The sequence below is a fragment of the Paenibacillus sp. Soil766 genome, assembly GCF_001428105.1.
GTDB lineage: Bacteria > Bacillota > Bacilli > Paenibacillales > NBRC-103111 > Paenibacillus_E.
The window spans coordinates 48612-63924 of record NZ_LMSJ01000008.1; the positions used below are offsets into that span (position 1 = coordinate 48612).

At 45.4% G+C, this 15313-nt stretch carries 9 protein-coding genes; 7 read left to right on the forward strand and 2 right to left on the reverse strand.

All coding sequences use genetic code 11. The features are described from left to right. Positions 1-150 precede the first annotated feature (150 nt). On the forward strand, positions 151-1428 hold the full coding sequence (locus ASG89_RS07165; RefSeq protein WP_057309909.1) for an MFS transporter: 1278 nt from the start codon (positions 151-153) through the stop codon (positions 1426-1428). 1 nt (position 1429) lies between these two features. Further along, positions 1430-2350 (forward strand): Gfo/Idh/MocA family protein, encoded by a 921-nt coding sequence (locus ASG89_RS07170; RefSeq protein ID WP_057309910.1) that lies wholly within the window; start codon positions 1430-1432, stop codon positions 2348-2350. An 89-nt stretch (positions 2351-2439) separates the two neighbouring features. On the opposite strand, the gene ASG89_RS07175 is transcribed toward ASG89_RS07170, so the two are convergent. Together ASG89_RS07175 and ASG89_RS07180 are read right to left on the reverse strand one after the other, a co-directional pair. Next, positions 2440-3318, reverse strand: coding sequence for a carbohydrate ABC transporter permease (locus tag ASG89_RS07175; RefSeq protein ID WP_057309911.1), 879 nt, complete (start codon positions 3316-3318; stop codon positions 2440-2442). A 26-nt stretch (positions 3319-3344) separates the two neighbouring features. Continuing rightward, positions 3345-4295 (reverse strand): ABC transporter permease subunit, encoded by a 951-nt coding sequence (locus tag ASG89_RS07180; protein ID WP_082592816.1) that lies wholly within the window; start codon positions 4293-4295, stop codon positions 3345-3347. A gap of 196 nt (positions 4296-4491) precedes the next feature. Between ASG89_RS07180 and ASG89_RS07185 the strand changes: the two genes are divergently transcribed. From ASG89_RS07185 to ASG89_RS07205, 5 genes are all read left to right on the forward strand, one after another. Then, a complete protein-coding gene (locus ASG89_RS07185) occupies positions 4492-6210 on the forward strand; it encodes a sensor histidine kinase (RefSeq protein ID WP_057309913.1) in 1719 nt (572 codons plus the stop codon). A gap of 21 nt (positions 6211-6231) precedes the next feature. After that, positions 6232-7842: a response regulator transcription factor gene (locus ASG89_RS07190; RefSeq protein ID WP_057309914.1), complete on the forward strand. Its 1611-nt coding sequence runs from the start codon at positions 6232-6234 to the stop codon at positions 7840-7842. Between the two features lie 118 nt (positions 7843-7960). After that, a complete protein-coding gene (locus ASG89_RS07195) occupies positions 7961-9661 on the forward strand; it encodes an extracellular solute-binding protein (RefSeq protein ID WP_057309915.1) in 1701 nt (566 codons plus the stop codon). Between the two features lie 46 nt (positions 9662-9707). After that, positions 9708-10799 (forward strand): peptidylprolyl isomerase, encoded by a 1092-nt coding sequence (locus ASG89_RS07200; protein ID WP_162259684.1) that lies wholly within the window; start codon positions 9708-9710, stop codon positions 10797-10799. A 167-nt stretch (positions 10800-10966) separates the two neighbouring features. Next, positions 10967-15301: a carbohydrate binding domain-containing protein gene (locus tag ASG89_RS07205; RefSeq protein WP_057309917.1), complete on the forward strand. Its 4335-nt coding sequence runs from the start codon at positions 10967-10969 to the stop codon at positions 15299-15301. Positions 15302-15313: the final 12 nt, after the last annotated feature.

Sequence of the window (15313 nt, forward strand, 5' to 3'; positions counted from 1 at the left end):
ACCCCAAAATTTAGGTTTCATAAGTTTACAATGATCCCGCCTGACATGATAGATTAGGTAATCACTTCTATTTTAACATATGCAACCCATAGGTTGTAAACTATTAGATACTGCTAACTTTGCTAGACCGACAAAAGGAGATTTATGCCTATGAAATTATTCGATCCGAGCGCGCGTAAGCCGAAGAAAAAAATGTCCACCTATCGTAAAAGCTTATTCGTCGCGACATTTGAGGGCTTTCCTGCTGTTATTATTTTTCAACTGCTTGGCGGACCGTTCCTAACCGGTTACTTGATTTACTTGGGTGCAAGCTCCACCGAGATTGGCCTTATTCTAGCGATCACGACAGTCGTGAATATTGTACAAATCGCGATGGCTGTCGTCATGCAGAAATTCCGAAATCGGAAGCGCATGTTGATTATTTTCGGATCTACCCATCGTATATTATGGGCATGTGTAGGTTTAATTCCTTTTGTCTTACCGCAAGAGTATTGGGTGATCACCTACATGATTCTGTACACGGCTGCGCATCTGGGGAATGCGGCTGGGGGGATTGTGTGGACTTCACTGATCAGTGATGCGGTACCAGGCCCGATACGTGGGCGATATTTTGGGCTGCGTAATACGATTCTGGGTGGTGTGAGCTCGCTGGCGCTATTCGTAGGTGGTCAGATTCTGGATAAGTACCCTGGCGAACAGGGATTCAATTACATTTTCATGATTGTGAGTGTATGTGTGGTTCTTAACGTGATTGCTTACTTCTTGTACCCCAATCCGCCTTTCGAGCCTTCTACTGCATCCAATCCAGTTGGTATGATCCGGAAGCCTCTTATGGATCGCGCATTTCTTAGAGCAATCATTTTCCTAGCAGCCTTCCTCTTCGTGCAAGGATTGACTGTGCCTCTTTTCTCTTACGTTATGTTGAAGTTGATGAACATTTCCTATGGAACTGTTTCCTATATTACGGTAGTACATACCTTAGTCATGATGGCTAGTTATTATGTATGGGGAAATCTCAATGCGCGATTCTCGGCTCAGACCTTGCTATTATGGTCGTTACCGATCATTGCGTTAGCGTGTTTATTATGGGGAGCTATCGCTTTCATTCCAGCAGTCGTTGTGCTGTACTTGGTTCATATTGTGCTTGGGATTGGCTTGGGAGGCTTCAACCAGATGGTTTTCGCTTTTACAATTGGGGATACTCCGAAGAGTGAGCGTCCGATGTATATTGCGACGTACTCGGCGATCACAGGCTTCGCGGCTTTCTTGGGACCTGTTGCAGGGGGAAAGATTTATGCCCTAATTGTGGATCAACCTGAGTGGGTGCAGGTGTATGGCGTGTCCACGTTGGTGGGCGCTATCTTGCTCATACTTGGCTTGTGGGTAGGACGTTATGTATTACGAACACAAATAAGGAGTGGCGTGTAACATGTCAAAAAAAAGAATCGGCCTCATCGGCTTAGGTGATATTGCACAAAAAGTATACTTACCTTTGCTGTCCGTTAATGAACAAGTAGATCTCGTAGGGATTATGAGCTCTACGCCGGCAACTGTTGAACGCATGAAGTTGAAGTACAGAGTGCCGTTTGGGACGACACAATTGGATGAATTATTAGCGCTTGGGTTGGATGCTGTTTTCGTGCATAGTCCGACGTCGACGCACTATGATATTGCGATGAAATGCATGGCTCATGGCGTAGCAGTCTATGTGGATAAGCCGCTATCGTATGCGTGGAATGAGTCCGTGGAAATGGCTTCGTACGCGGAGAGGAAAGGTGTATTGCTCGCAGCTGGCTTTAATCGTCGCTTTGCGCCACTTTATATGGAGGCGAAACAATGGTTGCAGGAGTCAGGCGGTTTCGATGTAGCCTCAGCCGTAAAGCATCGTACCAAGCTGCAGGGACACAGCGCCAAAGAAACACTGTACGACGATTTGATCCACATGCTGGACACGTTGCTTTGGCTTGGTGATAGTTCGTATGAGGTGAGAGCCTCCCATCAACAGGTGGATGATAGCGGCAAGTTGCTTCATGCATCTGGAACGTTGAGCTTCGGTTCATCTATAGGTTCCTACAGTATGGTTAGACTCGCTGGTGTTGATTTGGAAAAGGTGGAGCTGCACGGCAGCGGTAGATCCGTCGAGGTGACGAATTTAGAGTCAGCGGTCTTCTATGATAAAAATGCCGCTCCGCGACTGCGCACCTTCGGCAGCTGGGACACGGTGCTGGAGCGTAGAGGCTTCGCTGGTGTTGTTCAGCATTTTATCGTTAGTTTAGCAAATCCGCAGGCATGCAGCATACGTGCTGATCTTGTACTAAACTCTCATCAATTGGTAGAGCGATTATCTTAAAGTAATAACACCGTTGCAGCTGGCTTTCAAGCAGCTTGTAACGGTGTTTTTTTTATTTCGAGCTAGGGGATTACATTCGAAAAATGAGATTACTCTTTTACAGCTCCAATGACAATGCCTTTGACAAAAAAGCGTTGCAGAAAGGGATATACGACCAGGATCGGGAGCATCGCGATGAAGATTTGCGCAGATTTGACGCTCCGATTGGATAAAAGTTCCAAATCTTCAAAATCAATGCCAGTTTGACTGAGGTCGCGTGCTACTACGATGGTCTGCAGCAACGTGGCCAGTGGCCATTGATCTGGAGATCTCATGTATAACATGCCGTCGAACCAGTTGTTCCAATGGCCAACCAGTGTGAATAAGGAAAGGGTTGCAAGGGCTGGCAACGATATCGGTAAATAAACGGACATGAAAATTCTAAACGAATTTGCCCCGTCCATGGTAGCCGCTTCATCCAACTCCTTGGGAATAGCCCGAAAAAAATTCATCATGAGAATAACATTCCAAACATTGAGCAGATGCGGAAGAATATAGACCCAGAACGAACCAACCAGTCCGATTTTCTGGTTCAGCAGGTAGTGCGGGATAAGTCCGGCATCGAAGATCATAATGATCAAGAAGAACCATACGTAAAAGTTGCGTGGCTTGAATTCGATGCTGCTCCTAGACAATGGAAAGGCCGCTAGAACGGTGACGATCATAGCCAATACCGTACCGATCAGGCTTCGCAATACCGAGATTTGGATGGCATGCAGGAAGTTGTCGTTTTGAAAGGTTTTCACATAGCTGTCCAGATTAAAATCGATCGGGATAAAAGTGACTAAGTTCGATTCGGCTGCCGTTTTTCCACTGAGGGAAACGGCGAAGATATGCACCAACGGTAAAATACAAAGGATGGAAACAAGGATCAGAATCGTCACGTTCAAGTAATAAAACACTTTATAGGATGGATTTTTATAATACATAACTTTTTCCTCCGCAGTTATTAAGTTTAAAATACACGGTAATTCGTCCATTTGTAGGAGAAGTAATATCCGCCGCTGATCAGGATGAACCCGACCACCGATTTGAATAAGCCCACAGTGGCAGCCAAACTGTATTGCCCGCCTTGGAAGTTGCGGAATACAAACGTATCGATAATATCGCCCTGCTGAAGTACTAGCGGATTAATCAAGTTATATATTTGATCGAAGTTGGCGCTCAGCATGTTCCCTAGCGATAATGTGAACACAACAACCATGATGGGAAGCATGGACGGAAGTGTAATATGAATGGTCTGCTTCCATCTGCCAGCGCCATCGATTTCGGCGGCCTCATACAGCTCAGGATTAATACCGGATAATGCGGCAAGGAATACGATGGCAGAGAAACCGAACTCTTTCCATAAATCGCTAACAATTACGGTAATACGGAACCAAGTCCCTTCTCCCAGAAACATAATGGGCTGCAAATGAAAGAATGTGAATAACCGGTTTATGATGCCATCCAGTGAAAGTACGTCGAGCAAAATACCGGCTAATATGACCCAGGACATAAAATGAGGCAGATATACCATGGTTTGAACCGATCGTTTCAACTTCATATTGCGGAATTCATTAAGCAGCAAAGCAAATGTGACCGGTACGGCTAATCCAAAAATGATTTTCAAAATGGAGATGATCAACGTGTTCCAAATCACTTGAACGGAACCTTTCATCGTGAAAATGAGTTGGAAATTATCCAAACCGACCCAGGGGGAGCCGGTAATGCCAAGCCAAGGCTTAAAATCCTGGAACGCCATAATAATCCCCGGCATCGGGGCGTATTTGAAAATAAGCGCGACTAACACTGCGGGCAGCAGCATGAGATGAAGCCTCCAGGTTTTACGGAACGAAGTAGGCTTACTCCTTTTTACTCTTGCCGATGCGGATGACGATGATGTTATAATGACGGTATCCTTCATACATTTTTTTCCTCCTCTACTTGCGACTGTCTGTATAATCATCTTAGGTTGGAAGCGTTTTTTTGTATAGAATACATATTAAAGGTGACTGTCATTATTTTAAGCATAGGCTTACGAAGCCAGTTCTTCTGGCGAAAAACTCGTAGTGAATGCATATGAAGCAAGTTTTCTACAGAAACGCTTAGGAGGTTGTGCTGTGAAAGGGCATTGGCCAATATTTCTGAAAATCAACGGAGTTATCCTCATTCTATTGATTCCCATTGTCATTCTATTTGCTTATTTCAATAGGACCAGCTTTCAGGTCATTGATTCACAGATAACGGCGTACAATGAAAGCCAACTGCAGTTTCTAAAAAATCAGATTGAAGCTAATGCGGAACGCTTATCGCTTTCCTCCAGTGTTTTAGCGCGAGATTCCTCCATACTGAAGCTGCAAATGAGCATACTGACCAATGATTATTACGGCGCGATCGACTTCCAGACACAAGTAAAAGAAAAACTCTATCTTCAGAGTTTCTCCAGCAATTGGTCCAATGATCTTTCTGTATATTTACCAGAGACTCAAAGGAGAATTTCTACAAACCCCAATGATCGTTACGATCAGCGCGTCTTGGATATGGCTGACAACGGAAATTGGCATTTCCGCCAGGGGAACTCTCAGGAATCTCCTTACTACCAGCTGTTTATATGGGATCCGTACTTTTCTAAAAGTAATTCGCAGACCGTAAATGCCGTGTATGAGGTGCGATTCGGTCTAGATAATATTCGGGAAATGCTGCAGCACTACAAACGGGATAGTCCGGGACACTCCTTCTTACTGACAAGCACTGGCAAGGTGTTTTCGGTTAACGAATCGAATGATGCCGCATTAGAGAAATTGGGAGAGAATCTCCTCAAGGAAGGGTTAAGCGAAAGCGGGCATCGGAGAATACAGCTGGAGGAGCAGAAAGCCTATTTGAGTTATACACACCTATCAGGACTCGGTGCCTATTTGATCGATTACGTCCCTTTAAACACATTTCATGCTCCTATTATTAAGAGCAGAAATTTGTTTTATATCAGTATGTTTGTGCTGGTCATTCTGGGATTTGCCGTTTCTTATCTCTTGTATCTTCATGTGCAAAAGCCGATTTCGTTTATTATGAAAGGACTAAAGCAAATGGAGATGGGGAACTATTCGTTCCGAATCAATAAACGGTTTCATAACGAATTTGATTACATGATGCAGCGTTTTAATGATATGGGAACGGAAATCCAACATTTAATCACACATGTGTACGAGGAACAGAACCGCTCCCGCCTTGCCACCCTAAAGCAGCTGCAATCGCAGATCAATCCGCATTTTTTGTACAACTGTCTGTCTTTCATCGCCGGTTGCGCAAAAGCAGGATATACAGAGACAATCAAACAAATGACGTACCACCTTGGGGATTACTATCGGTATACCACCCGGGTCGAGAATCAAATGCCTCTCTTGAAAGAGGAGGTTGATTTGGTCAATCACTATTTGAATATCTATTCGTTGAGACTGGAACGCATCGATTATCACATTGATATCCCTGCGGAAATGCTGGATGAACCCGTGATGAGGCTTATTCTACAGCCCGTTGTGGAAAATGCGATTGTACATGGGATTGAACCCAAACTGGGGCGAGGAACCATTATGATCTCTGGACGTCGTGAGTCCGACTGGAATGTTCTTGTTGTGGAAGATAGTGGTGAGGGAATGACGGATCTTGAGATTGGCGAATATGTACAGACGCTGGAACAACCCATGGATGAACATACAGGCTGCGGACTTTGGAACGTCAATCAACGATTAATCCAACGATTTGGTCAGGATGCCGGTATTGTTATTGAGTCTTCGACAAGATTGTCAGGTCTTTGCGTATCACTGCGTTGGAAAAGAGTATGAGGTAGGAGAGGGTGGGGATCTATGATTCAACTTTTGCTAGTGGATGATGAACCGATGCTAGTAAAGAGTATGGTAGATAATGACTGGGCACGTGTCGGTGTCGGGTATGTTTTTCAGGCAGCATCCGGGTTGGATGCGGTTGAGATTCTTAAGAAAACGCCAATCGATATTGTCGTAACGGATATCCGGATGCCGGGCATGAATGGGCTGCAATTATGCGAACATATCCAGGAACACTATCCCCGTACCAAATGTATTCTATTATCGGGTTACGGCGAATTTGAGTACGCACGACTGGCTATTAAGTTCGGTACAGTGAATTATCTGCTCAAGCCGATCAAGGACGAAGATTTGATGAATGAGGTTTCCCGTGTCAAAATGCTCATCCAGGAGGAATGGGAGCAAGTGGGTTCCTTGGAACAGGCCCGTCATACACTTCATGTTCATCTGCCACTATTAAGATCAAATTTATTAAATAACCTCTTATCCGGAGGTTCCATGACAGCATCCGTCTTGGCTGAGCGGATGAAAGAGTACAAGCTTCCTTTTGTAGCGGGAATGGATTGCTCTTTAATTCTAGTACGAATGGAAGGTGCGTTTGGCAATCCAGAGGAGGGTGACTTGTTGTTATTCGAATACGCCGTCCATAATATCGCTTGCGAAATTCTAGAGACAGATTACGATGTCTGGTACTGTAAAGATTCTTTCGGATATTTGTGTTACGTGCTGCAGAACAAAGTTAAGGATGGGTCTGTAGAAAAAGTTGATGATAAAGCTCTTGAGAAATCGGCCTATGAGCTCCAATTGAAAGTCGCCGGCTTCTTGAAGGGCCAAATATCCGTCTTGATAAGCGACTTGGGGGTCTTTCCAGAGCTCGCCGTGCATTACCGCAAATCGTTGAATGAATTCCGTAAGGTCCCCCGAAGCGACCGGGAAATCATGATCATATCCGGGGAGCCTCGCGTGCAATCGAGATCCCTGCAAACCTTATACAGCCCGCCAAGTATCGGGCAGCTTTTGGAAGCTGGGCGGTGGACAGATGCCCGTACTAAAGTAAGTGAAGTGTTTGAAGAAATGAACTCCAAAAAAATGGATACCGAAGAACACATGATGGAAGTCATCTATACACTCATGAATGCTTTTCTGTATATCGCGCATTTGCAAGGTAAAACGTTGATGGAAGTATCGGGATGGGAGATAGATGTGACGGCAGATCCGCGAATGTTATACCAGTCGGACCGGGTCATGGAGTGGGCTATGGGGGTACTGGAAAGCATGGAATCCGGCAGTAACCGTGAATTCAAAGATAGTAAAAATCAGCTTATTACCAAGATCCATCGTTTTATCGAGACTCATATAGCCAAAGATGTTTCTCTGCAAACCATTGCTGATCATGTGAGTCTGCACCCGGTATATTTATCATCTCTCTATAAACAGGAGATGAAAGAAAACATCAGCGACTTTATCATGCGCTATCGGATGGAAAAGGCGGGTGTCATGCTGGGTTCAACGGATATCAAAATCTATGAACTGGCAAGTCAAATGGGGTTTCAGAACCCACCGTATTTCAGCAAACTGTTTAAAAATTATTATGGGGTAACTCCACAAGAATATAGGGACCGGCATATATAGCTTGAATCTTAACAATTTCATATACCATCTTAAATCTTTAACTCTTACCCAGCTGTAAGCGCTGTATTAAGATAAAAGTGCGACTAAATACAGCTATAAGGGAGGATCTTGATAGAAAATGGGTAAAAAACGATATCTACTTGCACTAGCAGGGCTCATGTTATTCTCTACCGTTACAGCTTGTTCCACAAGTACAAATAGTGGAGAGAAGGGTACGGAAAATTCGCCTGTGACTGCTGACCAGAAAGGTGCAGCTGCTGCTGAAGCCATCCAAAAGGGGACTTACAAGTTTGAAACGCCTGTGACCATCACGACGGTCAAAGCCACGGACGCCACCATGAAGTTTAAGAATGGGGAGACCATGGAAAGTAACGTGCATACGAAATGGGCACACGACGAACTAGGTATCGATCTTAAAGTTTTGTGGCAAGTACCTGGCGAACAATTCAATACGAAACTCAGATTGATGCTGACAGCCAACGAATCGCTGCCTGATGTTCTGACAACCCAAGATATGACGTTGTTAGACGAATTGATCCAGTCCGGCAAATATAGAGATATCACAGCAGATTTCGAAAAATATGCATCTCCCAATATGAAATCAATCTACAACTCAACTCCGCTCAATTGGAGTCAGGTCACATACGGTGGGAAAAAGATGGCACTACCGAACTTTGCCAATGCGGGGAACGACAATCCTGTCATGTGGATCAGGCAGGACTGGTTGGATAAACTCGGAATGAAGGCTCCTAAGACATTTGAAGAGCTGGAAGCAGTCATGCAAGCTTTCTTGGACAAGAAACCTGGTGGTAATAACAATGTTATCCCATTCGGAGCAAGCTTTGGCTCAGGTGGATCTTCCCCCAACCCGTTCACTAGCTGGCTGGGAGAGACCTCATGGGTGTTCGGGGCTTTCGGCACTGTACCTTATCAATGGCTGGAGAAAGACGGTAAATTGGTTCACGGATCAACGCTTCCGGCGATGAAAGACGGCTTGGCCAAGCTCCGGGACTGGTACAGCAAAGGCTATATTTCGAAAGAAGCTGGCCTGCATGACGAGAATAAATTAGCAGAAATGATCGCTCAAGGCCGTGTAGGTATTGTGGTGTCTCCTTACTGGATGGGGGGGTGGCCAACTACGGATCTAATGAAGAATGTGCCGGGTGCTTCGATGAAGCCTTATCCACTGCCAACTCTTAACGGCAAGATTATGGCTCGAGACACGAATTACTTGCGTGGAGGCATGTTGGTGAAGAAGGATTTTGGGCACGTTGACGCTCTGTTCCTGTACTTAAATCGGATTTTTACCTTCGTAAATGCGGAAGAGGGAAGCGAGTTCGTGAACGGCTGGTACAAAGATTATGATTATACGATCAAAGCGGACGGAAGTGTTTCCACTAACGAGAAGGATATACCCGGTGGCAAAATCAGTTCGGCAAAGTATCTGTTGATCGAACCCAAAAATCCATTTTCAGGACTGAAAACCAGCGCTAATCTAAGCAGAGGGCAAGCGCCGAAAACGCCGGCAGAGAAAAGAGCAGCGACTGGCATACCTGAAAATCTGAAAGCAGCTGAAATTGTCGATGATGGTTGGAAGTCTGGCATCTATATTCCGCAAGCTTACACCGGAGCGAATACAGCAACAATGCAATCCAAAGGCGGCCTCTTGGTTAAATTGGAAGGCGATACATTCATAAGCATGGTTTACGGCAAAAAGTCCGTTGATGATTTTGACAACTTCGTGAAAGAGTGGAAGGGTCTTGGCGGCGAAGAAATCACCAAAGAAGTGAATGATTGGTACCAAAAAACGAAGAAATAAGCTGATAACGGCCCGCTGGAATCAGCGGGCTGAAGTTAGGGTGATCATGATGAAGTTTAAAAAGATAGTTGTCGCATTGTTAATCGTTATTCCGATAGCAGTTAGCGTGATGTATTATGCTTCAGCGGGAGCAAATTCGAGCCGAGCTCCTGTTGCGAAGGTGAACGGCAGTGTGATCACGTCACAGGAATTCGAGAGTGAGCTAGAGGAGCAAAGAGCCACGGTAATCGACTATTTCTACCGGTTAAATGGAGCAGAATATGGAAAAAACTTCTGGAAAACCGATGTTAACGGGGATAATCCGGAAGATACGGCCAAAATGTGGGCATTAAAAGAAATCATCAGATTCAAGATCGAACTGGAGCTTGCCCAACAGCACGGCCTGATACAAGGGACTTCCTATGACGATTTACTCCAAGAAATGGATAAGGAGAATAAGCGAAGAATTGCAGCCGTTAATGCACGCGAGACTATTTACGGTCCCGTCCAATTAGATGAAAGCACGTTTATGAACTATTATCTTAGCAAGCTGCGGACACAGCTCAAGGAAAAGCTGTCCGAGGTTGAGCTAAGAGTGACTGAAGCGGAATTAAAGCAGCATTATGAGCTTGTCAAGGATACGTTGTTTACCAAAGAGGACAGAATCAGATTCCAAAAGATTGCAGTTTCCTATAAGGAAAATGTGCAGAGCAGCACGAACAATCCAAAGAAGCCATTGACCAAGAAGCTGATGGATTCCATAAAGATTTCACTGGATAAAGGGAAAGAAATGGATGAAACGGTTAGAGAACTGCAAGGCCAGAACGAAGCAATTGCGGTCCGTTATACCGAAGAGGAATTCAATAGCGATACGGCTAGCACTTACTTTAAGTCCCAGGCAGTCCTCTATTCAGTACTTACTGACAGCTTGGAAGCCAATCAGGTCAGTTCAGTGTTGGATGAGACCATGCAGAGCGAATACGTTCTTGTAAAAGTAGTGGAGAGGGAAACCGGCGGGTATAAAAGCTTTGACGAGAATGAACGTAATGTTTGGAAAAATTATGTAGACACCACATATGGTGCCTATCTCGATAAGCTAATTCGGGAAGCAAAAGTAGAGATTAATGAAAGCAACTATAAAAGCATGCCAATCCATTAAAGCCACCTAGTTCAAATTTGTTGGATAGGTATCGAACTTTTCACTACGTTCTTGGAAGCGGTTACTTGTATTCACTGAAAGTCACCGCTTTTTGAGATAACTTTTAACCTTACTAATTCTATGAGATTAATTGGTTAAAGGAAAACGATCATAAGGAGGCAAAAGTGATGAAGAGAACGACATGGTCTAGGTTTTTAAGTATGTTTCTGGGAATAGCCATTGTGGCAGCATGCTTCATGCCTATGGCCGCACCAACAACTGTCCATGCAGCAGGACCGATCTATTATGTGGATTCGATAGACGGTGATGATGCGAATGCTGGAACGGCACCTGGATCAGCGTGGCGGACCCTGAGTAAAGTCAACAGTAATGTCTTTCAACCGGGCGACAAAATTTTGTTCAAGTCTGACGGAGTATGGACAGGTACGCTTTCTCCCCAAGGATCCGGAATAGAGGGAAATCCCATTACGATAGACATGTACGGTACTGGTCGTAAGCCGCTCATCGCTGGGGCAGGTGCTGCAGCCGCTGTATATTTTAACAATCAGGAGCAGTGGGAAGTCAAAAATCTTGAAATCACCAATGATGCCCAGACGAAGGCGGTACGCAGAGGCATTCATGTAGATGGCACAAGTGGAGGATATTCGAATCCGAGAGTGTTCAAGCATTTTCTGTTTGAAAATTTGGAGATTCATCATGTTAAAGGAGACGTTTCTACCGACTATGCCCATAATGGAGGTATTATCGTGTGGGGAACGAACTGGGATTATCACGTATCAGATGTAGTGGTTAGGGACAGTAAGATTTATTCGGTGGATAGTGTGGGCATCTACATATACGGTGCTCAGAAGAAATTTTCATCCGGCTTCAAAGTGACTAATAACGTGATTCACGATGTTGGCGCAGACGGAGCTTTCATCCTTGATACGACCAATGGTTTGATCGAAAACAATGTCGTATATGACACTCATATAAGAGCCAGCGGATATCATGTACCTTTATGGGTGTTTTCCAATAAAGATTCGGTGATTCAAAACAACGAGGTTTACAATACCGCACCTGGCGGCGATGCCATGGCCTATGATGCGGATTACAAAAGCGATGGGACTATTATCCAATATAATTACAGTCATAATAATGCCGGCGGGGGCTTTTTGGTAGTAAATGACGGTACGGTTGCGAGCAACTCCAATACGAACACAACGATCCGATATAACATAAGCCAAAATGACAGTGGAGCCGTGTTCAATTTCAGTGGAACACCGGATACCACATATGTGTACAACAATACGGTATATCTACCTAAATACTCCAATGCCAAAGTAGTGGATTATTTAAACTGGGGTGGTTTTGCCAAAAACACGTTCTTCTACAACAATATCATCCATAATTTGGGTTCAGGTGGCTACAACTTCGGAAACAGTACGAATAATGTGTTTGAACACAATGTTTTCTATGGAAACCATCCGGCCAGCGAACCGGCTGATCCCTATAAAATTACGGCAGATCCTATGCTGGCGTCCCCTGGTTCAGGCGGTATAGGCAAAGATACGGTTATTGGATACCAGCTTCTTTCGACGTCTCCGGCAATCGGAGCGGGTAAGCTGATTTCAAGCAACGGAGGCCGGGATTACTTCGGCAATCCAGTGTCTGCAGTCGACGCGCCGAATATTGGTGCATACCAAGGTCCAGGACTAGATCCCAACAACCTTCCTCCGCTTCCGCAGCCTCCAATTGAGGAGAATCTGTTGAAGAATCCGGGCTTTGAGTTGGGTGATTTCACCAATTGGCCAATCCATTACAACGGGGCGACCATCGAGAACAACAATGCCGCTTCCGGAAATTATGCAGCCAAACTTACAGGGGCTACTGCGGGGGTAGAGCAGACCGTCAGCGGATTGCATCCGAATACGATTTACAAATTATTTGCAAACGGCAAAAGCGTAGGCGGGGGCGATGCGGTATTCGGAGTGAAAAATTACGGCAGCAGCGCGAAAGATGTTCATATAAGCTCAACCAACTATAGCAGGAAAGAGATTACGTTTACGACGGGCAGTTCCAATACGAGTGTTATTATTTACTTGTATAAAGGCGGTGGCATCGGGGATGTTTACTTCGACGACCTGGAATTGATCCAGTACAGCGCATCACCGGGCGGATCGACGGGACAGCCTCCGGTGTTTACGGAAGGTTCGGATGATGAGTTCAATGAGGCCGAGGCCAATTCGCAATGGCACTGGATCCGGGAGAACCCAGCAAAGTGGTCATTAAGTGCGAATCCAGGGTATATGAGAATCGTCAGTGAAAACGGCGATATTGCGGGCGGAAGTGCCGATGCGAAGAACATTCTTCTCACCGGTGCACCTGCGGAGGAAGAGAATTGGGTCATTGAAACGAAGCTCGAAGGCAAGCCGAGCTCTCGGTGGTCGCAAGGTGGATTGGTCGTATATGTAAATGACGATACCTATATCCGGATGACCCGGTTGTATGGGACCGGAAATCAGTTCCAGTTTGACTTAAAGATCAATGGTGTCCGTTATCATATGGAGGTACCCGATACGATCGAGTCTATGGTTTCCTATCTGCGAATTGTGAAGTATGGAAATTTCTATGCCGGGTATTATTCTGCAGACGGCGTCACTTACACCCAGGTTGGTACTACACAGACGGCGGACCTCATAGATCCGAAGATCGGTCTGATCGTTTGTGCAGGAACGGGACTTACAGCGGATTATGACTATTTCCATATAATCAAAGATGGCATCACACCGCCACCGCCGCCTCCACCGCCAGCACCTGTCCCCGTATCCGGTGTCTCGCTGAATAAATCAGCATTGAGTCTGAGAGTCGGAGACGTTGCTGTACTCACTGCCACCGTCGCACCTACCAATGCCGACAATAAAGAGGTTGCATGGCGTTCCAATAATCCTGCTGTTGCGACAGTGGATGGGAGTGGGAACATAATGGCCACAGGGGTAGGGACGGCTACGGTTACTGTGACAACAGCAGACGGAGCCAAAATAGCCGTGTGTTCCATTGAGGTTGTGTCTGTAACCAATTTGCTGAACAACCCTGGATTTGAGACGGGTGATTTCACTGCTTGGCCAACGCACTTTAACCAGTCGGCTATTGTGAATACGAACACGCATACAGGAATGTATGCAGCCAAATTGGCGACCGCATACGGGGGAATAGAGCAAAAGGTAAACGGACTTACGCCAAATACAACCTACACGATTTCTGCATGGGCAATGGGAGTTAATGGTGAGTTCGGAGTGAGAAATTTCGGAAGCTATCAGCGTCAAGTTTATATAAGCTCGACGACGTATACGAGGAATGAAATTACGTTTACCACAGGAAGCACGAATACAAGCGCGACCATATTCATGTATAAACGCGCAGCGGCGGGCGAGGCTTATTTTGACGACTTTGAACTTGTCCAGAAGAGTCTGCCACCAACACAAACACCGGATACTACGCCACCTGTAATTACCGCGCCTACCGATATAACGGCTGAAGCGACAGGGGTCAGAACGGTTGTGAATAGTGGTCAGGCTACCGCTTCTGATACATCTGCAGTTACCATAACCAACGATGCGCCTGCTGACTATCCGCTCGGTACGACAATCGTAACCTGGACAGCTGTAGACACATTTGGCAATAAGAGTACAGCGTTGCAAAAGATTACTGTCGTGGATACAACACCGCCAACGGCAGTTATATCTTATAGCCGTATAACGCCGACAACACAAGATGTTATCGCAACGATGACAACGAACGAGCCGGTCACAATCACGAACAATGGTGGATCAAGCAGTTTTACGTTTTACTTTAATGGCAGCTTCACCTTTGAGTTTACCGACGCAAGCGGCAATAAAGCGTTGGCAACATCGACGGTGAATAATATCCAATCGAATAGTAAAGCCGTTCCGGGTAAACCTCATCTTTCCGATGACAATGGTTACGATACCGGGCTTCAAGACGGCAATTACAAGGTTGAGATGAACATGTGGTACGGTGAAAACGGCAAAATCTATAAACTTTACGAGAATGATGTATTAATCGATACGAAAATTGTTGCGGAAAATTCACCATCTGCCCAGTCAACGGTAACTGCCATTACCTACAAGACGAATGGCACCTATCGCTATTATGCTGAACTTACCAATGCCTTCGGTACAACGAAGAGCGATACGCACGTTGTGGAGGTAACGCAAGCAACGCCCAACAAACCGGTTTTGTCAAACGATAATTGGGATGGTGATGGCACTTACAATGTCAGTATGAATATGTGGTGGGGTACGAATGGTACAACGTATCTCCTATATGAAAACGGTGTTCTTATCGATACGCAAGTTCTTTCGGACCGAACACCATCTGCCCAATCAGCAGTATCGACAGTAACCAATAAAGGCAAGGGCAATTATGAGTATCGTGCTGAACTCGTTAACTTTGCAGGTGTCATATCCAGTGATACGATAAGGATTCAAGTAATGAAGTAGCCGCGTTAGCGG

Coding starts and splice junctions, on each gene's coding strand:
- ASG89_RS07165 (WP_057309909.1), top strand. CDS start 151: ATGAAATTATTCGATCCGAGCGCGCGTAAGCCGAAGAAAAAAATGTCC.
- ASG89_RS07170 (WP_057309910.1), top strand. CDS start 1,430: ATGTCAAAAAAAAGAATCGGCCTCATCGGCTTAGGTGATATTGCACAA.
- ASG89_RS07175 (WP_057309911.1), bottom strand. CDS start 3,318: ATGTATTATAAAAATCCATCCTATAAAGTGTTTTATTACTTGAACGTG.
- ASG89_RS07180 (WP_082592816.1), bottom strand. CDS start 4,295: ATGAAGGATACCGTCATTATAACATCATCGTCATCCGCATCGGCAAGA.
- ASG89_RS07190 (WP_057309914.1), top strand. CDS start 6,232: ATGATTCAACTTTTGCTAGTGGATGATGAACCGATGCTAGTAAAGAGT.
- ASG89_RS07195 (WP_057309915.1), top strand. CDS start 7,961: ATGGGTAAAAAACGATATCTACTTGCACTAGCAGGGCTCATGTTATTC.
- ASG89_RS07200 (WP_162259684.1), top strand. CDS start 9,708: ATGATGAAGTTTAAAAAGATAGTTGTCGCATTGTTAATCGTTATTCCG.
- ASG89_RS07205 (WP_057309917.1), top strand. CDS start 10,967: ATGAAGAGAACGACATGGTCTAGGTTTTTAAGTATGTTTCTGGGAATA.